A 23,670-nucleotide genomic window follows, 5' to 3' on the forward strand; every position below is an offset into this window, starting at 1 on the left:
GTCACTAACAAATAGTTTAAATTTTAGCACTTGATTGGCGGAACGGACGAGACTCGAACTCGCGACCCCCGGCGTGACAGGCCGGTATTCTAACCAACTGAACTACCGCTCCACATCAAGTGCGATGAATAATACGTAGACTGTTAAACGCCGTCAATAAGTTTTTGCAGCAAACATTACTAACCAGCTAAAAAATACTCAATTTTGATATTTAACGTACAACAATCACGATTTGTGGGTTAGTTTCCCGCTTTCGGATCATCAAAATCTTCCGGCATCATCAGATCAATCTCATCAAGCTCCATGGTTATCTTCTGTTGACGGGCCTCTTTATCAATTCTTGCTTGAGTGGCTGCTAATGCCTTTTTCAAGTTGCTGCGTTTACGGACAAACAATAAAATCAACATACCCAAAATAAGTAGAACCGCATTGATAGTAATCAACCAAAACATAGCATCTTGTTTTGCTGAATCTTCAGCCTTCTTGGCTTGCAGTTCTGCCTTTTCTGCGAGTTCCTCTTTTGAGGGCGGCGGCTCTGGCGGTTTAACAAAGTTAAAAAACAGCTCCGGCAAGGTCAGATAAATTTCGCGTCCTGCTTTTGTGGTACTCACCGCCGTTAGCTTGATTCGATAACTACCAAAGTCATTCACAGGCTTTAATTGAAATCGACTATCTGCTTCAGTAATATTTGATATCGTTTCTAACAACCGCATTCCAGCAGGGCCCATTATTTCTGCTTCTATGTGGGTCTGCGATAACAACAACTCATTGTCATCGACGGTTAGGTGCAGATCCCATCGCCCAGATTTTGCACTTTCAGACGCGACAATTTCAACATCAATCGGTCGTGTCGATAAAGTAAATGCTTCAGAATATTGACGCTCAAGCACGGCGTTCTTAGCGTCTACCTGTAAGGTATAACCGCCCCAAGCTTGGGTTAGGTTTATTTTACTGGTAAAAACCCCGTCATCTGGCGTTTCATCAAGCTTTTCACCGTTGTCCCGATAGTTACCAACAACAAAACTGCCAGCCGCAAAGTTTTCATCACCGGGATTGTTATCGCTGATAAATTTCGCCGTCCAGCTCATCAGATAATCTAAACCTGGTAAGCGTACTTTTTCATCATCACCAATCAAACGAGTCGTTAACTTTAGACGTTCGCCTTGGTAGAGCGGTTGCGGGATAGGATCGACATCAATGGAAAGTTTGGAGATTTTATCAATAACTGACCCTTCTACCACCCTACCAATAAGCTGCCACGGCCCTGGCATTGGATTTTCAATGGTGATCATATCGCCCGTTAATCCATCCATCCACTTTACAGATTCAGGGTGACGACTGGCGTACCATTTACTGCCATCAGGCTGAACCACAATCACAGGTGCACTGCCGTACTCGCGTTGAATAAGCAAGGTGACACTATCGACCATATGGTCAATTCTAAAGCGATTTTTTAATTCAGAAGCTTGAGATGACAGCATGACCTCAGCACTGGCAATACGGCTTAGCAGGAGCCCAATAAGTATTGCCGCCACACATGTTGTTACGCGTTTAATCATAGATAAAAATCTATCCTCGCCAGATACACTGCCCAGATTTAGCAACTAAGTCGAGTCGCTCTTCATGTCTAGTTAGTTCATCGGCCGATGCGCTGATCACTTTAAGTTTTGCTCTATCTTTAGGGAGTCGATTTATACCACCGCCCTCTTGACCCGCTTTTTCACTTGATAGATTAAACTTAGTTTGCCCACCCGTCATGATGAGGTAAACGTCAGCTAAGATCTCGGCATCCAATAATGCGCCGTGAAGATCGCGGCGAGAGTTATCAATACCGTAACGCTTACACAAAGCATCTAGGTTATTTTTCTGTCCAGGATGAAGGTGCTTGGCGATGGCCAGAGAATCGAGTATTTGACATATTTCGGCAGTCTTCGGTCCTATGGGTTGCAACATCGAAAACTCATGATCCATAAAGCTAACGTCGAAGTTTGCGTTATGTGCCACTATTTCAGCGCCATCAATAAACTCAATAAAACTTTGCGCTATTTGATGAAACTTGGGTTTGTCTGCGACAAATTCATTGGTGATCCCGTGAACTTCAATCGCTTCTTCGTCAATAGGCTGTAGCGGATTGATATATTCGTGGTAATGGCGCCCGGTTAGCTTGCGGTTTACCACTTCAACACAACCAATCTCAATAATTCGATGGCCAAGATAGATAGGGCCACTAGATTGGTTCATACCTGTGGTTTCGGTATCGAGAATAATTTGGCGTTTAGCGCTTGAAATAATGTTCATGTGAATTAATGCATTTCTCAGTTAAATTTTTGGGTATACTCGCCCAGCACTTTAGCTATGGTACCAACTTGATGACTGGACTGAAACAGATCTCTATCTTTACCGACGGTTCTTGCTTAGGAAACCCAGGGCCTGGGGGCTACGGCATTGTAATGAAGTACAAAAAACATACTCATGAACTCGCCGATGGTTTTGCATTGACTACTAATAACCGCATGGAGATGCTCGCTCCCATTGTGGCATTAGAGGCGCTAAAAGTCCCCTGCCAAGTGATATTAACTAGCGATAGCCAATATATGCGCCAAGGGATCACACAATGGATCCACGGCTGGAAACGCAATGGCTGGGTAACATCCACCAAGCAAGCAGTAAAAAATGTCGATTTATGGCAGCGTCTTGATGCTGTTTCGCAGCGGCACCAAATTGATTGGCGCTGGGTTAAAGGTCATGCAGGGCATGTTGAGAATGAACGCTGTGATGATTTAGCGCGCCAAGCTGCAGAGAAAAAGCCAACTCAAGAAGACTGTGGCTACCTCGCGCAACAAGGCTAATTGACTATAAGGCTATTAGGGGCTGTTGACCTTTCACGGTTGTTTTTGCCGCAGTTTATTGGCTATTTTGACAAGGCGGAGGCTATGTCGTTTAGTCATTCTCCACAAATAACCTACAACACAGTCAAAATAGCCAAGAAGCGCGGCCCTTCGGGTTCGTTTCAATTCTTTTATTCTTTTATGACAAGAGTGCGTTACGAGCTTTTCGCTTAGCCAGCTAAGCATCATCGCTCAAGCCTTGTACTAAAATAATTGAATTCGAACAAAAACTAAGCTCGAAAGATCAACAGCCCCTAGCTATCGGTGTTTAAAAAATCTTGGCAAAAAGCGATGAACGCTGCGCCAATAGCGGTAAAATTTCGACTCTTATGGTGGATCTTGTAGAATTTTCGTTCAAGCAGTAATCCTTCTACATTGATGACTGCCAGCTCTTTACGACTGATCTCTTTCTCCAGCGTTAACTCTGACAACACGCCTAAGCCAGCTCCCTGTTTAACGGCCTGCTTAATGGCGTCAGGGGTTGAGAAGCGAAACTTTTCTTGCGGCTGCATATCAAGCATATTGGCAGCATTAACAAAGTAATCTCGGGTACCCGAGCCCTCTTCTCTCATGACCCAAGGTTGACCTGTCAACGCTTTAGGGCTCACGGTTTTGCCCGCTAATGGGTGTGCAGGATGACAGAAAATAAGTAAACAGTCTTTATGCCACGCTTCGACGGCAATGCGACTATCGAGACATTGTCCTTCAATAAAGCCCATTTCACTTCTAAATTCGAGCACAGCATTAATAACCGCTTGGCTGTTATCAATATCAACATTAACCAATGTATTGGTATGTTGCTGACAAAATGCCACTGCGCTTTTTGCCAATAAATAGTTACCTATAGTGGAGCTAGCACTCACATTAAGATCGCCACCAAGCTCACTGCCTGCTGGCGAAAATGCATGCTCTATTTGATCAATTTTTTGCAATGCGTCAGTCGCCAATGGTAACAACATACTGCCTTGGGAGTTCAATCGGAGTCGGTTGCCAATTCGCTCGAATAAGCGAGCATCAAGCTGTTTCTCTAGTTCAGATAGCGCCATCGAGGCAGCTGGAGATGACAGGTTAACCATTTCAGCAGCTTTTGCCACTTGGCCACTGCGAGCTACGGCTTCAAAGATGGCGAGTTGTTTTAAGGTAATACGCATTAATAGTTTAAGCCCATTATTTTGAAGATTGAGAAGTATGTCCGGTGCGCCCAGCTGTTGGGGCTGTTGACCAATTTGGCTGTTTAACTTTGCGCTTGGCTCGAACTGGGGTTAGCGGTGTTTCAAGCTTTCTTGCCACCAACACATAGACACTGCCACTACTGGGTAACCACGACTTTAACGCATGAGACCATATACTGTCTGTTTTAAGCTCTTTGAGCAGATGATGATGTAACAAACGCTCGTCCGCTACCACTTGGTAACCCAAAAGGCCTAACCAATCTTTAACTCGAGATGGCATAAAGAAGCGACCATTCCAAGGGATCTCTTGCTGGTATTTTGGCAGCACTTTTCCGATAAACATCGGACTTAACGGGTTAAATCCAGCAATAATAAGGTGGCCACCCGAGATCAACACCCGATCGACTTCGCGCAACAAACGATAGGGATCGGTTTCAAACTCCAGTAAAAAATTCATTACCACGGCATCGACACTGGCGTTTTGGATCGGCAGCTGACTGTAATCGGCCAGAATGTCTGCTTCAGGTTCATCGAACAAAGAGTAGTGACAACTCACTCCAACGCCTGTTTTATCAATCTTTGCACTCAATGGTCCAAGGCTTAGCATGTAATAGCCGAATACTCTCGGCCACCAGGAAAACATCGTTTCTTCAATACTTTCACGGATCACCGGACCATTTGGTAATTCTGACCAATGATAGGGTTTTAGCGGAACACCTGAATGAGTCAATGTTATCTCCTAAGTTGCTGATGCTCTACTTTAATAACGAAAGCCATGTACAAACAATAGCTATTCTAAGTAAACTTGTTTTAGCGCTCAAATTATTAGGACTGATTATGTTAACTGTCACACCATTACCTGCCTTTGATGATAACTATATATGGGCTATACAAGTCCCAAATATTGATGGTGCTTATGTTGTTGATCCAGGTGATGCCGATGTGGTGATTAAGTTCTTGAGCGATAAACAGATCCCGCTTCTTGGAGTGCTTATCACTCATCACCATCATGACCACACAGGTGGTATCGCCAAGCTCCTAAGCTATTATGGCAGTAATACCCCAGTTTATGGGCCTTCACTGGAAAATATTGAAGGGGTTAATAACCCGCTACAAGCTTGTGCAAGCATAACACTACAAGGTATTGACCTTAAAGCAGAAGTGATTGAAGTGCCAGGACACACATTGGGCCATATTGCCTATGTAATAGAAGATGCACTTTTTTGCGGCGATACGCTTTTCAGCGCGGGTTGTGGCCGTTTGTTTGAAGGAACGCCACAGCAAATGCTGACATCGCTAACACGACTGGCGCAAGTAGGAGACGATAAAAAAGTATATTGTACCCATGAATACACTTTGGCGAATCTTCGTTTTGCGAATCGAGTAGACCCTAACAACGTACAACTTCAACAGTACACTCACCATTCAGAGCAACTAAGAGCAAGTAATACACCGACTTTGCCATCGTCTATAGCCCAAGAAAGAGCGATAAACCCTTTTTTACGTGGCCATAGCACAGAAATTCAACAATCTTTAGCTGAGCAATTCCAACAACCTATAAACGATGCTGTGAAATGCTTTGCACTTCTGCGTCAATGGAAAGACAATTTCTAAAAAATACTCTACAATGTCTCGCTAATCCAGTGCCGCTAAGCCAGATACAGTCTGGTTTTTTTGGGCCTAAATAAAGGACACACATTTTAGATGCGCGTACCCATTTTATTTGTCGCAGGGGGGATTGCCCTGCTGACTGGTTGCCAAAACTTAAGCAACCAAACGACTTCAGAAGGACCTAAATCAACACCTGTTGTCGCAGAAAAAGTCACCAAAGAACCCGTTAAGCCCCAAGTCGCCGAAGTTGTCGAGGTGACTGATATCTGGGAGCGTATTCGTCTAGAACTTAAGATGGATATTCCAGATGAAAAATTGGTTAGACAGTACCGAGATTGGTATATCAAGCACCCGCAACATCTAATACGTGTTTCAGAGCGTGCTACGCCTTTCATGTACTTAATTGTCGAAGAGTTAGAGAAACGCAACCTGCCAATAGAATTGGCATTATTACCGATTGTAGAAAGCGCATTTGACCCATTTGCCTACTCACATGGCGCAGCATCTGGTTTATGGCAATTTACCTCACCAATGGCACGTCACTTTGGCCTGCAGATGAACTGGTGGTATGACGGCCGCAGAGATGTACCAGCTGCAACCGTTGCAGCACTCGATATGCTTGAATATTTGTACGACAAAACCGGCGACAACTGGTTATATGCCATTGCAGCTTACAATACCGGTGAAGGTCGAGTCATTAATGCTGCTAAGCGAAACAAGCGTAAAGGCATACCAACTGACTTTTGGCACCTAAACCTGCCACGTGAAACCGAGCGCTATGTACCACAGCTTTTGGCGCTTGCTGATGTGATCAAAAATGCCGATAAATACGGTATTACACTAACGCCTATCAGTAACGAACCACAAATTGAAGTGGTCGAAATTGGTAGTCAAATTGATCTAGCATTAGCCGCTGATATTGCCGGTATGACTACATCAGAGTTGCATAAACTTAACCCTGGCTTTAACCGCTGGGCGACTGCTCCTGATGGACCACATAATTTAGTGTTACCGGTTGAGAAAGCCGCAGCGTTTAAAATCGCTCTTAACGACACTCAAAAGAATGAAAGACTTAATTGGGAGCGTTATAAGATAAAATCCGGCGACAGCTTAGGCCTGATTGCTAAACGTTATCGTACAACCGTATCTGCGTTAAAGTCAGTCAATGATATTAATGGCAATACCATTGTAGCGGGTAAATTCCTGCTTATTCCCGTTGCGGCGAAGAATTTAGATCAGTACCTACTTTCAGCCGACCAACGTAAAAACCGTAAACAGAATAAGACTCGTGGTCAGCAAAAGCTGAACTACACGGTCAAGTCTGGTGATTCATTCTGGAAAATAGCTAAACAGCACAAAGTCAAAACCTCTCAGCTTGCAAGCTGGAATAGTATGGCACCTAAAGATCCATTGCAGATCGGACAAAAGTTAGTGATTTGGACTGGCAACAGTACTGCTAGCAATCAGGGATTAAAGGAAGTGATGCGTACCGTTAACTATAAGGTCCGCAGCGGTGACTCTCTCGCTAGAATAGCCAGTAAATTCAATGTTAAGGTCAGTGATCTTGTTCGTTGGAACTCGCTGGAAAAAAGTAAATATATTCAGCCTGGGCAAACACTTAAACTTTATGTTGATATGACTAAAGTAAGAGCTTAATACCCTCTTTAGTACTTTATAGTCACTGAAGTAAAATAAAAAATGCCGACAAGTTAATCTTGTCGGCATTTTTTATTCGCTTGCTATCACTCAACATCTTTCATTGGCCAGATTACGATATGATCTTCAATGTCGCGAATTTTTGTTTCGCAAGTGACTTTTCCCGCCACCGACATCCCAGCTTCGATCATCGCGTCTTTAGAGCCAGTCTTAAGAGGATGCCAACTAGGTAGCCCTCGTCCTTCATTTAACCTTCTGTATGAACAGCTATCCGGTAACCAAGTTAGCATCGCTAAATTATCCATGGTCACCTTAGTGCAGGTAGGCACAAAACTAAAGCGCTGTTCATAACTCTTGCAATGACCCTGCTTAGCATCTAATAACAAGCAGGCTGCGTTGGTGTAGTAAAGCTGTTCAGTTTCATCATCGATCAACTTGTTGAGACAACACTTACCACACCCATCACACAAGGACTCCCACTCAGTGGTGTTCATCTCTGCTAATGTTTTTTCATTCCAAAATGCCATGCTAAAACTTACAACTCGGTTCGATTCAAAAGAAGCGCTATTGTACACCAGCCACCACTCTCGTTGCACCTTTGTTCATTTGTATTAGCTGTGAGAGTCACAGTTGGTCATGACTGAAAGAAGAGAGAGGCTGAACTGCAATGCTGACTAAATAAAAAATAGCGGCTAATTAGCCGCTACTGATGACACTTAACACTGGAACATTAAGTTTAGCCGATCGGTGGGTATTTAATTCTTTCTGATAGATAAGTAACTGAAATAGCAAAGTAGTTCGACTTATTCCAACGCAGTAATCCGCGGTAGTTATCGTACACTAAGTACTTACGTCCTTTCTCACCATCAGGCATAACCATTGAGATCATCATATCATCTCGATTTGGCAGGTCGCTGCCGTCAAATCGCCTTACACCTAATGTTTGCCATTGTGCAAAGCTCTTTTTAACGTCTAAATCGGCGAGCTTAGCGTCAAAATCATTGGGCGTTTTAACTTGTCGTCCCCAAGTTTCAGATTCTTTCCAACCCGCTTGCTGTAGATAGTAAGCCGCAGACGCAAAAGCGTCGCTGCTGTTGTTCCAAATATCTTTTTTACCATCACCATCGCCATCTTGAGCATAAGCTAGAAATGAGGTTGGCATAAACTGAGTTTGCCCCATCGCCCCCGCCCATGAACCTTTCATCTCTTCAAAAGTGAATTGCTGCTCTTCAGCTATTTTTAGCGCTGCGAAAAACTCTTTCTTAAAGAAGGCTTCACGACGTCCTTCATAAGCTAATGAAGCCGTGACTGATAATACTGGGTAACTGCCCGTTAACTTGCCAAAATTGGACTCTACGCCCCATAAAGCAACAATAAAACGCGGCTGCACCCCGTATAATTTACCAATCCTCTCAAGTTCTACTTGATGAGTTTTGAATAGGTTGCGTGCTTTTTCAACTTTCCAATCGGGAACAACTCTTGGTAGATAAGTTTCAAGTGTCAGTTGAGTTTCAGGCTGTGCTTTGTCTGAAGCTACAGCCTTTTTGAACATTTTTATTTTGGGAAAGACATCATTAATAGTCTGCTCAGCCACACCTTGCTCTGCAGCTTCAATTTTCAGCTGGGAGACATACTCACTAAAACTTCCTTTGCTGGCACTAGCAGTATCACTTGCCATCGCGTTAAAAGAGAGCAGTAACCCGCAGGTCAAAGTCAAAGCTTGCTTACTCAGTAGCATAAATATTCCCTTACCCCAAATTAAATACTTTTATTCGGGATTAAAACCAATGTCTTTCTTATGTTGTTCTAACAAATTAACCACAGGTGGCGGTAACTGTAAATAAAATCCTTTATCATTCAATTCAGTTTTTACTTTTTTGATATCTGCAAAGCCAAGGTGATCACGTTTATCAATTGGTAGCATCATCACCAATTTTGGCTCACCAAACATTGCCATCAATGCCTCAGGAACTCGTTCAAATTCATTACGTTTTTCAACAAAAAGATAGCTATCCGCTTTTCTTAAACTTTTATACACAGCACAGATCATATACGACTCAATTTCCAGACTATTCAACTTGCCAGCTTATGCGGCACACTATAACATGGACTGTTAGGAATATACCCGTTCTGCCCGAAAATGCAGGGTTCGGTCGTTATTTAATGGATATCAGCATTACGCTGAATTTTTCTAGAGAGTCATACAGGAATGCAAACACCCAGCCTAGAATTAAAAGGCTCCTCTTTTACTCTTTCTGTTCTGCATATTAATAGCCAAGATATGGCTGTTATTGCGACGGAGTTAGACAGTAAACTTGCGATTGCACCTCAGTTTTTTCTTGGTGCGCCTTTAGTGGTTAATTTAAGTGCAATTAAAGCCAGTGACTTCGACCTTTTAGGTTTAAAAGAGATTTTAACCAGTCGCCAACTTATTATTGTCGGTATCACCAGTGCATTGCCTGTTATTAACGATATGGCCAAATCAATAGGTTTAGCCATTATTAAATCGGGAAAAGCGGCGACTAGCCAACCTCAAATGCCAAAGACCACTAAAATCGTTAAACAGAACGTACGTTCTGGTCAGCAGATTTATGCGAAAAATGGTGATCTTATCGTCATAGGCGCAGTAGGTAATGGCGCCGAAGTTATCGCCGATGGCAGTATCCATGTCTATGGTGCATTACGTGGTAAAGCAATGGCTGGCGCCGCAGGTGATAAAAATGCTGTGATTGTGGCACAAAAAATTGAAGCAGAGCTGGTATCGATTGCTGGTCAATACTGGTTAACTGAACACCTTCAGCAAAACGAAGCCGCGCAGAGTGGTTGTATTCGCCTAGAGGGCGACTCGCTTACGGTTGAATCATTGCCTCTGTAAGAGCGCAAATAAAAAGGAATAATAAATGGCGCAAATTATTGTTGTCACGTCTGGAAAAGGCGGTGTGGGGAAAACAACCTCAAGTGCAGCTATTGCAACAGGCCTCGCATTAAAAGGTCATAAAACCGTAGTGATTGATTTTGATATCGGCCTACGTAATCTCGATTTAATTATGGGTTGTGAACGACGTGTCGTTTATGACTTTGTGAATGTCATTAATGGTGAAGCAAACTTAAACCAAGCACTGATTAAAGACAAACGATGCCCTAAGTTATTTGTTCTACCGGCTTCGCAAACTCGTGATAAAGATGCCTTAACTAAAGAAGGGGTAGGAACGGTACTGGATAACTTGGCAAAGGATTTCGAATATATTATTTGTGATTCGCCTGCGGGTATAGAAACAGGCGCAATGATGGCGCTCTACTTTGCCGATGTGGCCATTGTGACGACTAACCCAGAAGTTAGCTCGGTTCGAGATTCAGATCGTATTTTAGGTATGCTGCAAAGTAAGTCGAAGCGAGCTGAAGAAGGACTTGAGCCTGTTCAAGAGTTTCTATTACTCACCCGTTACTCGCCTGCCCGCGTTACAACAGGCGAAATGCTTAGCGTAGAAGATGTAGAAGAGATTTTAGCTATACCGTTGTTAGGTGTGATTCCTGAGTCACAAGCGGTATTAAAAGCATCAAACTCTGGCGTACCTGTTATTATTGATAATGAGAGCGACGCGGGTATGGCTTATAGCGATGCTGTCGAGCGCCTACTGGGTGCAGAACTGCCTTTCCGATTTATTACGGAAGAGAAGAAAGGTTTCTTAAAACGAATTTTTGGTAGCTAATTATGTCATTACTTGATTATTTTAAAACGAAGAAGAAACCGAGTACTGCAGCAACAGCCAAAGAACGTTTGCAGATCATTGTCGCTCACCAACGTGGAGAGAGAGATGCACCTGATTATTTTCCGCAAATGAAGCAGGAGATCATTGAGGTCATCCGTAAGTATGTCAAAGTGGGTGCAGACCAAGTATCTGTGCAACTTGATCAGAATGACGACAACCTATCAGTACTTGAGCTTAATGTTACTTTGCCTGAGCAGAGCTAACTTTAAGTTACTGGTTAAGTCACTATTCAAGTAAAAAACACCCGCTTTTCGCGGGTGTTTTTAATTCAATCGACCACTAATAACCATTAGCCGTTATAGCTTAAGGTCATTAAGCGCATCACTGACAATGGCTTCACGCCAACCACTGAGTATTAACGGTTTCGCTGTCGTTTTACCATCCCATACCCATTGTAAATATTCATGGATCAGCTTCTTTGACCCAAGCAGTTCAATCGGTACGCTCTGTGCTTCGGCTTGCTCTGCAATGCACTGTTTGATGCTTTTGAAAGCCGCTTTGTAGCCTGTTTTCAGCGCTAACACATCCAATGCTTTTGGTAGTTCTTCAAAACTGACATTAGCGATGATTTTGACAAGCTCTCTGCCATGAATACGTTTCTCTTGCTCGGTAAGTTCCGTGAGTTTATACAGATCATTACTGTTTTTCGGCATCTTTTTCGCGAGTGCAATCAAGGCATGATCTTTGACGACAAATCCAAGCGCTAAATCTTTTACTAGCGCACGTTTAAGGCGCCAATCAGCTAACGCCTTTAACACTGCTAACTGCCGCGGCAATAACTGGAAAGCATTTTTAACCTTTAGATAAGCTGTTTCAGGAACGGGCGCATCAAGACGACCCAGAGTCATCCTCTCACCCTCTTCGTAGACCCAATCTAACCTTCCCTGCGATTGTAGTTTCTCAACCAGTTGTGGGTACAGCTCGTACAGGTAGTAGACATCGTTTGCCGCGTAATTTAACTGCGCTTCGCTCAATGGTCGTTTTAGCCAATCGGTACGAGACTCGCCCTTATCAAGCGTTATATCCAGAGTTTGCTCAACTAACTTTGCATAACCTAGCCCATATCCCATGCCACATAGTCCTGCAGCAATTTGGCTATCAAACAGTTTATTGGGTTGGCAAGCTCCATTTTTTGCAAAAACTTCTAAATCTTCACTGCAGGAATGGAGTAACTTAATGATACTGTCATCGGTCAATAAAGCCCAAAACAGGTCGAGATTGCTCACTGCTAACGGATCGATCAGAGCGAGGGTTTTGCCGTCATAAGCTTGAATAAGCCCTAAACGAGCGTAATAAGTACGAGTTCTGACAAATTCAGTATCAATCACCAGTAATTTGGCTTCACGGTATTGCGTTACGAGCGCCGCTAAACTGGCATCATCGTCAATATATTGAAACGCTAACAAAGTCTTCTCCAAAATCCTGAAATAAGCTTAACTCGACCAAATAATGCAAAAGCCGGCTTACGCCGGCTTTAGTCTATAAAAAGTGGCAACTACCACTCTTTCATGAAAGTACTAATCGCAGTTAATCGCTCTTAGCTTCATCTCTCAATTCACGACGTAGAATTTTACCTACGTTCGTTTTAGGCAGTTCATCTCTAAATTCTACCAGCTTAGGGATTTTATATCCCGTCAAATGTTCGCGGCAATGCTTGATAATATCCTCTTTGGTTAAAGATTTATCATTTGCGACCACAAATACTTTTACAAGCTCACCTGAAACCTCATGAGGCACACCAACCGCCGCTACTTCGATGACTTTAGGATGCAAGGCAACGACTTCTTCCACTTCGTTAGGGAAAACGTTAAAGCCAGAAACCAAAATCATGTCTTTCTTACGGTCAACAATAAAGAAGAAACCTTTCTCATCCATATAACCGATGTCACCCGTGGCTAAGTAGCCAGTTTCATCGATAACATTTGCCGTCTCTTCTGGTCGATTCCAGTAACCGACCATGACCTGTGGTCCTTTAGCAAACAGCTCTCCGGTCTCTCCTTGAGCAAGCACCTTACCCTCTTCATCTCTGACTTGAATATCAGTGTTAGAAACAGGGAAACCAATAGAGCCATTGTAACCCTCTAGGTTATAAGGACAGCACGTCACCAGTGGTGATGCTTCGGTGAGACCATACCCCTCTAACAAACGCGTTTTAGTGATCCCTTGCCATTTATCGGCAACTGCACGTTGCACTGCCATACCGCCACCAATAGACAATTTAAGATCGGTGAAATCGAGCTTAGTAAACTCTTCAGAGTTAACCAGTGCATTAAACAGAGTGTTGACACCCGTTAGTGCTGTGAAAGGATGTTTATCTAGCTCGCTAATAAAAGCAGGCAGATCTCTTGGGTTAGTAATTAACAGGTTATTCGCACCTTTGTGTATGAACAACAAGCAGTTAACTGTTAACGCGAAAATATGATAAAGCGGCAGTGCCGTCACAACGAACTCTTTACCGTTAACCAGTAACGAACCATATGCCGCGTCAGCTTGCAGCAAATTACTGACCACGTTGCCGTGACTCAGCATGGCACCTTTCGACACGCCTGTTGTACCGCCGGTATACTGTAAGAAAGCTAAATCATCTTTTTTGACGACGGGTTTAACATATTGCATACGTCGCCCTTTCGATAACGCTTTTCGCATCGAAATAGCTTGCGGAAGATGGTATTTAGGCACCATCTTCTTAATATACTTTACGACAAAATTAACCACGGTACGTTTAGGCGCGCTCAACAGATCGCCTAAGCCGGTTAAAATAACGCTTTCAACAGGGGTCTCTGCAACGACTTTATCTAATGTGTGAGCAAAATTAGACACTACCACAATTGCTTTGGCACCAGAGTCGGTCAATTGGTGCTTAAGCTCTCTGGGGGTGTATAGCGGATTAACGTTAACGACAACCATGCCTGCGCGTAATATGCCAAACAGAGCAATTGGATATTGCAATAAATTTGGCATCATAATGGCAACACGATCGCCTTTACTCAGCTTCAACTCATTTTGCAAGTATGCAGCAAATGCGCGGCTGCGCTCTTCTAGTTTGCGATAGGTTAACGTTGCACCCATATTCACAAATGCAGGCTGATCAGCATATTTAGAAACCGATGTTTCAAATAGATCCACTAACGAAGCATATTGCTCTACATTTATTTCAGAAGGCACATCGTCTGGCAGGTTATTAATCCAAAGTTGATCCACAAAAATCTCCTAATATTTCCACCTAAGGGAAACAATACCTCAACGGTCGTTTGCAGCTTGCCAATAAACAAGCTAAACACTGTCAAATCTTTATATTTATAAGAAACGCCAATAAATCATACAAGCGTTTAAATTTTGATTATCATCACATATATGTAACGAAAAACCTAGCCCCTTTTTCAGCCTTTGGCTTTAAGGAATCTATCAATGGCAAATGAAACCGCTTTCGCACTGCCCATGTGAAGATGATGATCTCCCTCAATTTCCTCGACTTCAAGCTGATTGAACCAACGTTTCGCAGTTGGAATGGCACTGCTTAGTTGAGAGAATCCTTGGTTACCCAGAATCAACAATGTGTCGACCTCATGTGCTTGCATTAACGCATCAACTTGGGAATAAGCGAGTCTCAATGGGGAATCTAATTTTAAGCGGGGATCACTGCGCCAGCTTACTCCAGAATCAAGCTTTTTCATATTGCGTTGAGTTAGAATTTCGCACCATGCCACATCTAACGCAGTAAGTTTATGACGAGCATTGACAGCGACGGAAATGTCCCGATAAACATTGCTGCTTTTAGCCTCAACTTGCAGATAACGTCGGTGCGATTTAAAGCTGTTGTTAAGACGCTGCCTTACTTTATTCTCTTTTTCATAGAGGGGCGACAACGCTTCGACTAACACTAAGTTTGCTACTTTTTCTGGGAATGCAGCCGTGTAAGCAGATGCAATAATGCCACCTAAAGAGTGTCCTAATATGGCTGTGGGTTGTTGATGCGCAGGCAGCGCTGTTAACAGCGCATCTAAATCATAGAGGTAATCAATCCAATGCAGCGGATATTTACCAGGGCGATGCTCTGATAGGCCATGACCAGGCCAGTCGATAGCCATGATTTGATAATCAGTTAAATAGTGACTCAAAGGGAGAAAACTATTGGCGTTGTCTAACCAACCATGCAACGCCAATATTAATGGTTTGCCCTGCGAACCCCATAACTTTGCAGCTAATTTGATATGAGGTAATTGAATGACTATTTCATTTTCTTGCTCGCAAGACTTATCCATATTGCTTATTATTTTTTGGTGAATTTCAACGTCATTCTATCGCTTTCACCAATTGCGAGATACTTTTCTTTGTCTTGATCATCAAGCGCTAAACGTGGTGGCAAGGTCCAAACACCCTTAGGGTAATCTTTAGTATCTTTGGCATTAGCATTAATCTCTGAGCTTTCAACAAAGGTAAAGCCCGCTTTTTCCGCTAGCTTTATCATCTGTGCTTGATCCATATAACCTGTCTTAGCGTCCATCCCCGGATTAGCTCGATGCTCAACGATACCAAATGTACCACCAGATTTAAGCACTTTATAAGCCGAATCAAATACAGGCTCTAAATAACCTTTCATTGCCCAGTTATGTAAGTTTCTAAAAGTCAGTACAACGTCAGCACTATTATCATCGCCCATGGCGTAAAAGCTAGGAGGGTCGAAAGTGACGGTGGAGGCATTACCCAATTTAGCTTGATTATCCGCGATCCACTTTTCAAACTTTTTGCCCGCCTTGGCTCGGTAGCCATTGCGCTGCTTTTCATCATCGGGGTTAGCATTAAAGTTACCACCAATATAGTGGCCCTTCTCTGCAAGGTACGGCGCTAGGATTTCAGCATACCAACCTCCACCAGGCCATAACTCGATAACGGTATCTGAAGGCGCTACACCGAAAAACTCGATGGTCTCTTTAGGGTGGCGGTAAGTATCACGGGCTGAATTTTTAGTTTGGCGAAAATCACTCGTTACAGCGGTATCTAACGCGGCATTTTCGTGAACATGTGCATCTGCAGTAACACTTAGTGTTGATAGGCCAAATGCACCAGTAAGAATAAGGCTGGCGGCTAGGGTATTCATTTTCATTAGATATCTCCATATAAAGGCTGGCATCAACCTAACAGTCAATAGGTTAAAATCCAAGCCTAAGAAACAGAGATTTACACTTTGTTATATTATTTAAGCTGGCGTTTTTCTGCTTGACGGTCAACTCTACGCCAACATAGAAATAGCATAAACGCACTCGTTGCAAGCCAAACGAGCACCCAGAACCAAGCAGGGATCCAACTCTGCTGTGCAAGCATATTGGCATCACCCTGCCCTTCAAGGCCAAATAATACGGTAGGACTTGCCAGTGCATTTAAAATAACCATTAAGCCCATAATGCGTAAACTGGTAGCTAAGTATCGATTAAGATTGAGCTTTAACGGCATTAAAAATAGCAGTGCGAGCGACACTAGAATCGAAATAGTCAGTAGATCTCTCGCCCATAGTAAAGTCGTTAAGATAACGCCCGCGCCTAACAGGCCGAAGCTAAAACGGATCCCCTTAGGCCAGGTGGCAAATGTAAAAATCAGATAGCCCCACAACGCTGCACCAAAATAACCCGCAAAGCCAATGGCTAACGACCAGCCACCTTGGCTAAAGCAAAGCCCTGCTCCATTAGGAAACAGCTGAATATGACTAACGGCTCCGCCGGTGAAAAGTGTCGCTAAACCATGTGATAACTCATGAAAATAGCTCTCGAGCCATTTAAACGGCACACTCACAAACGGTAGTTTTGTGACCAGAAAAGCCACTAATAATTCGAGAAAGAATCGGCCTCTACTAGGGGTACCAGATGAAGTTGGTGTTTTAGACTGATTGGCGCCGCTAGCGAGTGTGTGCTCCAAATGACTAGGCATAGGTATCAATGCCTACCATCTGTTGGATCTCTTCGCGCTTGGCCGCATGCTGATTAGTAAGATATTCAGCGACAGCACCGCGCTGGCCACGGGTATCATTCTCATATTCTATATGAGCACCTAGTCGAGATTTTAGCGCCGCTTCATCTTCGTTATACTCGTTAAATTGGTAGGATTGTTGCGCTTGGATCGGCAGCACTGGATCGGCAGCATCAACCAACACAGCATTAGGCTGATTAGTTCCTATCGACTTATTGACTTCAACTTTAGAAGCGGTAAGTTGACTTGAATTAATTTGCATCCAATCGTCCTTAACTTATTAAATCACTGCCTCATGCGTCATCAGCATGAATTCAGATCATTCTTTTCCTGGTAACTTTTTCCAGGTCACGGTATCACGCAAATAGACAGGCTTGAGCTCATCAACACTGGTGCTCAAGCCATTTAGATATCCTTGTTGCGCTAATATCGCCATATATTTAGCATCTGGGAATTTAGCAAGCTCACATACAGTAAGGCCACCAGCCATTTCCAGTATTTGTGGATAGGCATCAAAACCAGTACCGCAGGCAGTAATCGCTTGTGTTTCATCCAAGCTTAACACTATCGATTCTGGTGCGCTAACAACCTCTTCGTTCACTAAAGTGGCAATGCCATCAACAGCAACAAATTGCCCCCAATAAACCTCTCCCATACGTGCATCAATAGCAGCTAAAACCTGTTCGGCTCCAGTTTCAATGGCAGCTTGTGCCATGGTAGCAAGGGTTGAGATCCCAATGACAGGCAGTGATTGTCCCAGTGCTAAACCTTGGGTGATACTGGTACAGATCCTGATCCCGGTAAAACTGCCTGGGCCTCGACCATAAGCGATTAAGTCAACATCACTCAACTTGATATCAGCTTGAGATAACACTGACTTGACCATTGGCAATAACCTTTGGCTGTGCTCGCGCGGTGCATCTGCTTGCTCGCAATACACTTGTCGATCATGGGTTAACGCAGCAGAGCAAGACTCCGTACATGTATCTAGAGCAAGTATGCTCAGCGAAGTTGCTTCTATGGACTGTTTTGTCATCTATTACTTACCAAACTCAAATTCAGGCACAACACGAAAGCAGACACGAGCGCTCTCACGTATGTAGCGATTACCAGCTGTCGACATATTCAGTGTTAAACATATCAAATGCAGCTTAGTTAACGATAAAGAGCGGGGATTATACCTAACTCCCCCGCAGGCTTTAAGTAGAACTGCAAAATAGTTTTACTGCCGTTGACTGTAATCTATCTTTAGCGGCTAACCTAACAGCCCTTTTGCTTACTAGAACGTCTGTTACTTAGCTAATTCAACAAAAGCCGCACTGTACATTTTCAAGTTGAGCATAAACTGCTCATAGGTGATAAATTCATTTTCAGTGTGACCCGTATACTCAACACCTGGCATAGCGGGTCCAAAGCTCAATGCGTTAGGAAACAATTTACTGTTGGTTGAGCCGCCAATTGCAACCGGTTGCGGATCTTTAACCCCGGTAAAATGAGAGTAGACATCGAGCAGTGTATTAAGATGTGGCGCATCTTGCATTACCATAGGCTTTCCCCAATAGGTTTCCACCTTTGCTAACTTAACTTGATGTTTTTGCTGCCAACGCTCCAGTGCTTCATGAGTCTGGCGGTCGAGTCGTTCTGGCGTCTTGCCTATAGGCCGACGCAGGTTAATCATTACTTGTGTGCCCTGCTTACCTGCTTTAACGATGGTAGGCGCTAAACTCATCGGCCCCATAAAATCATCTTTATATGCAATATCACCAAACTGCTCTGCATAAATTCCCATGCCAACCATTTCATGGATAAATTGCTGTGTAAGTGATGCAGTGTTTTTGGGCCACTGATGGATAGCAAGCAGCTGCGCCAAATGAGTAACTGCATTGACACCATCTTCAGGTGTTGAAGAATGGGCTGCTTTACCATCAGCAAAAATAACAACTGTCGAACCATTTTGCTCAAAACGATATGTCATTGCTGATTGAGCTTTAGCTGCAACCTTTAACTGCTGGATTAAGCCCTCGGCTGCAAAACTAATCTCTGCCTGAGCTTGTTGAGGTACTTGGCTACCAAAGTAGCCACCAGAGAAGCGCTCAAGAGTGGCAGTCCCCTTATTTGCAGCTTCCACATCAACACTTGGGATCACAAATTCGATTTTGCTCCAGCCCTTTTCGGCGGTCACAACGGGGTATTCAGCATCGATCGTGATGTTAATATTAGCTGGAGTGAATGTCTTCAAAAACTCTTTAAGCGGTTCCCAATCAGACTCCTCTGCCATGTAAACCATTAGTTCTATCCGCTTATTGAGTTTTATCTGTTTATCTTTAATAGATTTCATCGCATACATGGCAGTCACGATTGGCCCTTTATCATCTTCGGTGCCACGGCCAATAAGTTTTCCTGGTTCGGATGTCATATCCAATAAATATGGGCTTTGTTGCCACAATGCTGGATTGGCAGGTTGCACATCACCATGGGTAATCACTCCAAGTTTGTCATCTTGTTGGCCAAGTCCAATCAAAATCACATAGCCGTGATCAACGTAATCTAAACCTAGTTCCTCACTTAAGCTTTTCAGTTCACGTTTAAATCCAACAAACTCTGGATTAGTGTCCGGTGTCAGTCCATCAACCGCTACCGTATTGAACTGTACTAAGGTTGCGAGGCTAGCAACCATATCGTCAGCATATTGGGCAACAGCATAATGAGCAACTTTGTCTGATTGAGACTCTATTGCAATGCAAGAGGGGGAGAGGAAAGCGATAAACAGCAAGGCTAAACGTTTCATGAACATCCATTTTATTATTTGTAAAAACGATTTAGTTTGCCATAAAATTTATCACTAAAGTTACAAAAAACAGCCATTCAAAACATTTGTTACAATCAATACCGTTTTTTAATAGATTTAACACTGCTAACCGTGATATTTAATGACGTTAACGTCAATGCAAAGATATTGGCGAAAATTAAAACAAGCAAAACTCGGGGATTTAAAATATGAAGGGATTAACCCTCAAACCTTTGGTTGCAGCTATTGCAATCACGCTTTCTCTTGGCGCATGCAGCAGCGCAAATAACACTACTGAGAACCAAACAGCGCCAAATGTTGTTGCTCAGCAAATCATTGAAAACAACGCGAGTAACCCATTCTTTAAGCCATACGATACCTATTTCGGCATCCCGGATTTTTCTAAAATTAAGCCTGAACACTACCTACCCGCTTTTAAAGCCGGTATTGCACAGCATGAAGCCGAAATTCAAGCAATAATTGATAACCCTGATGCTCCATCTTTTGCGAATACCATTGAAGCAATGGAGTTTTCAGGCGAATTAACCAGTAAAGTTGCCAGCGTTTTCTATAACTTAACAGGCGCAGACACCAACGAGCAGCTTCAAGCTATCTCGAAAGAAGTGTCACCTATGCTATCTGCCGCTGGCGATGACGTATTGCTAAACGACGCACTATTTCAAAAAGTTAAAGCCGTCTACGACCAACGTGATTCACTTAACTTAAATGTTGCTCAAGCAAAATTATTACAAGATACCTATAAATCTTTCACTCGTGGCGGCGCTAACTTAAGCGATGCCGACAAAACCAAACTGCGCGCACTCAACGAGCAAATCGGTAAACTAAGCTTAGAGTTTGGTGACAACCTGCTGGCTGAGACCAATGCATTCGAACTCGTTATCGACACTAAAGCCGATTTAGCAGGTTTACCAGAAGATGTTATTAGCGTTGCAGCGCAAACGGCTACAAAACGTGGCCATGAAGGTAAATGGGTGTTTACCACTTCACGCCCTTCAATCACGCCATTTTTAACTTATGCCGATAGCCGAGAACTGCGCGAAAAAATCTATAAAGGTTATGTAGAGCGCGGTAACAATAACAACGCACACGATAATAAAAAGATCCTTGCAAAAATGGCGGCATTGCGCGCAGAACGTGCACAGCTAATGGGTTACAAAACTCACGCCCATTTTGTACTAGAAGAGCGCACGGCACAAACGCCTGAAAACGTATACGGCTTGCTGAACAAAGTATGGCCTGCTGCGTTGGCACAAGCTGAAGCTGAAGTTGCCGACATGCAAGCGTTAATCGATTCTGAAGGCGGTGATTTTAAGCTTGCAGGCTGGGATTGGTGGTACTACTCGGACAAGATCCGTGTCGCTAAGTACAGCTTTAATGAGCAACAAACACGCCCTTACTTCTCACTAGAAAATACCCTTAAGGGCGTATTCTATACCGCCAATCGCTTATTCGGCATTACAGTGAAAGAGCGTACCGATCTACCCAAGTACAATGATGAAGTGCGTACATGGGAAGTCTACGACAAAGATGGCGAGTTAATGGCGATCTTTATGGGTGACTATTACGTACGCGACAGCAAACGTGGTGGTGCTTGGATGAACTCATATCGTCAGCAGTACAACATGAACGGCGTTGAGTCTAAGCCAATCATTGTGAACGTTCTGAACTACCCTCGCCCAGTAGGCAACGAGCCAGCACTATTAACATTCGATGAAGCTAGCACCCTATTCCATGAATTTGGTCATGCGCTACATGGTATGTTGTCTGATGTTGAGTACCGCTCTCAAGCAGGTACGTCAGTCCCACGCGACTACGTTGAGTTCCCATCACAAGTGATGGAAAACTGGATGACACAACCGGAAGTATTGGCTCAGTTTGCTAAGCATTACAAAACAGGCGAAGTGATCCCACAAGAGCTTGTAAAGAAAATCCAAGCTGCAAGTAAGTTTAACCAAGGTTTTGCAACTGTAGAGTACATGGCAGCCACTAAGCTTGATTTAGATTGGCATACAGTGACTGACTTCATGCCAAAAGATGCTGCTAAATTTGAAGCAGAATCGCTAAACAAAATGGGGTTGATCAGTGAGATTGCGCCACGTTACCGCAGTACTTACTTCTCGCACATCTTCTCTGGTGGCTACTCGGCAGGTTACTACAGCTACCTTTGGTCAGATATCTTAGGTGCTGATGCTTTTGAAGCGTTTAAAGAGAACGGTATTTTTGACAAAGCGACTGCTGATGCCTTTAGAGATAACGTCCTGTCGCAAGGCGGTAGCGAAGATCCGATGAAACTGTATAAGCAGTTCCGTGGTAAAGAAGCCGGCATTGATCCATTGCTTCGCAGTCGTGGTTTACTCGCTAAATAAAAAGCGAAGTTCAAGTTAATTGGTACACCTGCTGATTAGCGCAAACTGAACAAGCCCTCAAACCGAATACTCGCAATAGTATTCGGTTTTTTTATAGTTATACCAATCAATATAAGAATTTGATCAACTTAGAACTGCTTTTGGCGAACTAATTCAAGGCGATATAACTGAAAGAATGGTTGTTCCCTTGTAAAGTTGTTCAACATAGAAATAGCCAGCCAAAAACGCTCCAGAATGGCGAGTTTTAGCGATTCTGATGCTGTGTTAACGAGCTTAACCGTAGCACAACTATGCTCTTCACTCGTTGCAAACCACATGATGTGTTGAATGTCATTAATGCATTCTGCACTACAACTCTGTAACATCAGTCTTATTTGCTTAAATAAGTAAATTCAATCAATAAGGTCGATACTATGAACATATCATTTAAACGCGCAACAAAAATGCTAAGTTACAGCGCCCTAATTGCGGCAGCAGTTATCACCAATACTGTGATCGCCAATGATAGATTTAAAGATGTAGAGATTAAACCAATCAAGCTAAGCGACAGCGTTTACATGTTTGTTGGTGCAGGCGGCAATATTGGCGTATCGGTTGGTAATGATGGCCTGCTGATGATTGATGACCAATTTGCTCCACTTGCCGATAAAATATCAGCGGCGTTAAATGAGATCCAAGCAGGTAGTCCAAAGTTCATCATCAATACGCATTATCATGGCGATCATACCGGCGGTAATGCCCACTTTGGCAGCACCGGTACCATCATGGCCCACCATAATGTGCTTAAACGCCTTGCATCAGACGAACAAACTACGCCTGAAGCACTGCCGGTAATCACCTATGATCATGGCATAACCGTACACTTTAATGATGATGCTTTAAAAGTGCGTCATATGGGACCCGGTCATACAGACGGCGATAGTGTTGTTATATGGAGTAAAGCCAACATAGTGCATATGGGTGATCTGTTCTTTAAAGACAAATTTCCTTATATCGATCTAAAAGCCGGCGGTGACGTGGAAGGTTATCGAGATAATGTCGCTAAAGCGTTACGTGATATGACAGATAAGACAATCGTTATTCCTGGTCACGGTGATTTAGCCAATAAGAGTGATTTAGCGCGCTTTAAGCACATGTTAGATGCGTCAATTAACTGGATGAGAGATCAAAAGCAATCTGGTATTGCACTAGAAGATCTAAAGAAACAAGGCTTACCAGAAAAATGGAAAGGCTGGAGCTGGAATTTTATCTCAGAAGATAAATGGATAGAAACACTGCATAAAGGTTTATAAACCAAGAAGGTCTATGTCCTCTCACCCATAATGCAGCGGGATTAACTGCATATTAAGGCTGACATAGACTTGCTAATACCCATATCCAGCCTAAAATTTAGAAGTATTGGTTCAATGTCTATTTCGTACCACAGACAGAACTTTC

At 43.3% G+C, this 23,670-nt stretch carries 23 protein-coding genes and 1 tRNA gene; 8 read left to right on the plus strand and 16 right to left on the minus strand.

The window, feature by feature from the left end; translation table 11 throughout:
• Positions 1 to 35: 35 nt before the first annotated feature.
• The 3 genes from K5R16_RS20065 to dnaQ all read right to left on the minus strand — a co-directional run bounded on the left by K5R16_RS20065 (position 36) and on the right by dnaQ (position 2,298).
• Positions 36 to 112 (minus strand) — tRNA-Asp (locus tag K5R16_RS20065).
• Positions 113 to 239: 127 nt separating this feature from the next.
• Positions 240 to 1,559, minus strand: a complete 1,320-nt coding sequence (locus tag K5R16_RS20070) for a TIGR03503 family protein (protein ID WP_220739911.1) — start codon at positions 1,557 to 1,559, stop codon at positions 240 to 242.
• 10 nt (positions 1,560 to 1,569) lie between these two features.
• A complete protein-coding gene (gene dnaQ, locus K5R16_RS20075) occupies positions 1,570 to 2,298 on the minus strand; it encodes a DNA polymerase III subunit epsilon (protein WP_220739913.1) in 729 nt (242 codons plus the stop codon).
• Between the two features lie 71 nt (positions 2,299 to 2,369).
• Between dnaQ and rnhA the strand changes: the two genes are divergently transcribed.
• On the plus strand, positions 2,370 to 2,849 hold the full coding sequence (gene rnhA, locus K5R16_RS20080; RefSeq protein WP_220739915.1) for a ribonuclease HI: 480 nt from the start codon (positions 2,370 to 2,372) through the stop codon (positions 2,847 to 2,849).
• Positions 2,850 to 3,142: 293 nt separating this feature from the next.
• Here the strand turns inward: rnhA and K5R16_RS20085 are convergent, their stop codons facing one another.
• Both K5R16_RS20085 and K5R16_RS20090 read right to left on the minus strand, forming a co-directional pair.
• Positions 3,143 to 4,039, minus strand: coding sequence for a LysR substrate-binding domain-containing protein (locus K5R16_RS20085; protein WP_220739917.1), 897 nt, complete (start codon positions 4,037 to 4,039; stop codon positions 3,143 to 3,145).
• 16 nt (positions 4,040 to 4,055) lie between these two features.
• Positions 4,056 to 4,790: a class I SAM-dependent methyltransferase gene (locus K5R16_RS20090; protein WP_259649949.1), complete on the minus strand. Its 735-nt coding sequence runs from the start codon at positions 4,788 to 4,790 to the stop codon at positions 4,056 to 4,058.
• Between the two features lie 107 nt (positions 4,791 to 4,897).
• On the opposite strand from K5R16_RS20090, the gene gloB reads away from it, so the two are divergent.
• Positions 4,898 to 5,674: a hydroxyacylglutathione hydrolase gene (gene gloB, locus K5R16_RS20095; protein ID WP_220739919.1), complete on the plus strand. Its 777-nt coding sequence runs from the start codon at positions 4,898 to 4,900 to the stop codon at positions 5,672 to 5,674.
• A gap of 90 nt (positions 5,675 to 5,764) precedes the next feature.
• Complete coding sequence (locus tag K5R16_RS20100; RefSeq protein WP_220739921.1) at positions 5,765 to 7,327, plus strand: LysM peptidoglycan-binding domain-containing protein; 1,563 nt, start codon at positions 5,765 to 5,767, stop codon at positions 7,325 to 7,327.
• An 86-nt stretch (positions 7,328 to 7,413) separates the two neighbouring features.
• On the opposite strand, the gene K5R16_RS20105 is transcribed toward K5R16_RS20100, so the two are convergent.
• The 3 genes from K5R16_RS20105 to K5R16_RS20115 all read right to left on the minus strand — a co-directional run bounded on the left by K5R16_RS20105 (position 7,414) and on the right by K5R16_RS20115 (position 9,377).
• Positions 7,414 to 7,854, minus strand: coding sequence for a YcgN family cysteine cluster protein (locus tag K5R16_RS20105; RefSeq protein ID WP_220739923.1), 441 nt, complete (start codon positions 7,852 to 7,854; stop codon positions 7,414 to 7,416).
• Positions 7,855 to 8,063: 209 nt separating this feature from the next.
• Positions 8,064 to 9,065 carry a lytic transglycosylase domain-containing protein gene (locus K5R16_RS20110; protein ID WP_220739924.1) on the minus strand — a complete coding sequence of 334 codons (1,002 nt, stop codon included), beginning with the start codon at positions 9,063 to 9,065 and terminating at the stop codon, positions 8,064 to 8,066.
• A gap of 30 nt (positions 9,066 to 9,095) precedes the next feature.
• Positions 9,096 to 9,377: a YcgL domain-containing protein gene (locus K5R16_RS20115; protein WP_220739925.1), complete on the minus strand. Its 282-nt coding sequence runs from the start codon at positions 9,375 to 9,377 to the stop codon at positions 9,096 to 9,098.
• A 159-nt stretch (positions 9,378 to 9,536) separates the two neighbouring features.
• Here K5R16_RS20115 and minC point away from each other — a divergent pair, with 159 nt between their 5' ends.
• Genes minC through minE form a run of 3 tightly spaced genes read left to right on the plus strand, consistent with a single transcriptional unit; the run spans position 9,537 to position 11,300 of the window.
• Positions 9,537 to 10,202 carry a septum site-determining protein MinC gene (gene minC, locus K5R16_RS20120; RefSeq protein ID WP_220739926.1) on the plus strand — a complete coding sequence of 222 codons (666 nt, stop codon included), beginning with the start codon at positions 9,537 to 9,539 and terminating at the stop codon, positions 10,200 to 10,202.
• A gap of 25 nt (positions 10,203 to 10,227) precedes the next feature.
• Entirely contained in the window at positions 10,228 to 11,037 is an 810-nt protein-coding gene (gene minD / locus K5R16_RS20125) for a septum site-determining protein MinD (RefSeq protein ID WP_220739927.1), read from the plus strand.
• A gap of 2 nt (positions 11,038 to 11,039) precedes the next feature.
• The gene (gene minE, locus K5R16_RS20130) at positions 11,040 to 11,300 is read left to right on the plus strand and encodes a cell division topological specificity factor MinE (protein ID WP_020912397.1); all 261 of its coding nucleotides are present in this window, start codon (positions 11,040 to 11,042) and stop codon (positions 11,298 to 11,300) included.
• 93 nt (positions 11,301 to 11,393) lie between these two features.
• Here minE and rnd read toward each other — a convergent pair whose 3' ends face one another.
• The 8 genes from rnd to K5R16_RS20170 all read right to left on the minus strand — a co-directional run bounded on the left by rnd (position 11,394) and on the right by K5R16_RS20170 (position 19,846).
• Positions 11,394 to 12,503, minus strand: coding sequence for a ribonuclease D (rnd, locus tag K5R16_RS20135; RefSeq protein ID WP_220739929.1), 1,110 nt, complete (start codon positions 12,501 to 12,503; stop codon positions 11,394 to 11,396).
• Positions 12,504 to 12,624: 121 nt separating this feature from the next.
• Positions 12,625 to 14,298 (minus strand): long-chain-fatty-acid--CoA ligase FadD, encoded by a 1,674-nt coding sequence (fadD, locus tag K5R16_RS20140; RefSeq protein WP_220739931.1) that lies wholly within the window; start codon positions 14,296 to 14,298, stop codon positions 12,625 to 12,627.
• Positions 14,299 to 14,477: 179 nt separating this feature from the next.
• Complete coding sequence (locus tag K5R16_RS20145; protein WP_220739933.1) at positions 14,478 to 15,359, minus strand: alpha/beta hydrolase; 882 nt, start codon at positions 15,357 to 15,359, stop codon at positions 14,478 to 14,480.
• Positions 15,360 to 15,367: 8 nt separating this feature from the next.
• A complete protein-coding gene (locus K5R16_RS20150) occupies positions 15,368 to 16,201 on the minus strand; it encodes a class I SAM-dependent methyltransferase (RefSeq protein ID WP_220739935.1) in 834 nt (277 codons plus the stop codon).
• A gap of 89 nt (positions 16,202 to 16,290) precedes the next feature.
• Complete coding sequence (locus tag K5R16_RS20155; RefSeq protein ID WP_220739936.1) at positions 16,291 to 17,019, minus strand: M50 family metallopeptidase; 729 nt, start codon at positions 17,017 to 17,019, stop codon at positions 16,291 to 16,293.
• Complete coding sequence (locus tag K5R16_RS20160) at positions 17,012 to 17,320, minus strand: hypothetical protein (RefSeq protein WP_220739938.1); 309 nt, start codon at positions 17,318 to 17,320, stop codon at positions 17,012 to 17,014. The genes K5R16_RS20155 and K5R16_RS20160 overlap by 8 nt, the downstream gene beginning before the upstream one ends.
• A 57-nt stretch (positions 17,321 to 17,377) precedes the next feature.
• Positions 17,378 to 18,094 (minus strand): tRNA (adenosine(37)-N6)-threonylcarbamoyltransferase complex dimerization subunit type 1 TsaB, encoded by a 717-nt coding sequence (tsaB, locus tag K5R16_RS20165; protein ID WP_220739940.1) that lies wholly within the window; start codon positions 18,092 to 18,094, stop codon positions 17,378 to 17,380.
• Positions 18,095 to 18,349: 255 nt separating this feature from the next.
• Complete coding sequence (locus tag K5R16_RS20170) at positions 18,350 to 19,846, minus strand: dipeptidase (protein ID WP_259649950.1); 1,497 nt, start codon at positions 19,844 to 19,846, stop codon at positions 18,350 to 18,352.
• Positions 19,847 to 20,055: 209 nt separating this feature from the next.
• Between K5R16_RS20170 and K5R16_RS20175 the strand changes: the two genes are divergently transcribed.
• On the plus strand, positions 20,056 to 22,233 hold the full coding sequence (locus K5R16_RS20175) for a M3 family metallopeptidase (RefSeq protein ID WP_220739944.1): 2,178 nt from the start codon (positions 20,056 to 20,058) through the stop codon (positions 22,231 to 22,233).
• A gap of 413 nt (positions 22,234 to 22,646) precedes the next feature.
• Entirely contained in the window at positions 22,647 to 23,525 is an 879-nt protein-coding gene (locus tag K5R16_RS20180; RefSeq protein WP_220739946.1) for an MBL fold metallo-hydrolase, read from the plus strand.
• Positions 23,526 to 23,670 lie beyond the last annotated feature (145 nt).

Source organism: Shewanella sp. c952 (assembly GCF_019654975.1).
Classification (GTDB): Bacteria; Pseudomonadota; Gammaproteobacteria; order Enterobacterales; family Shewanellaceae; genus Shewanella.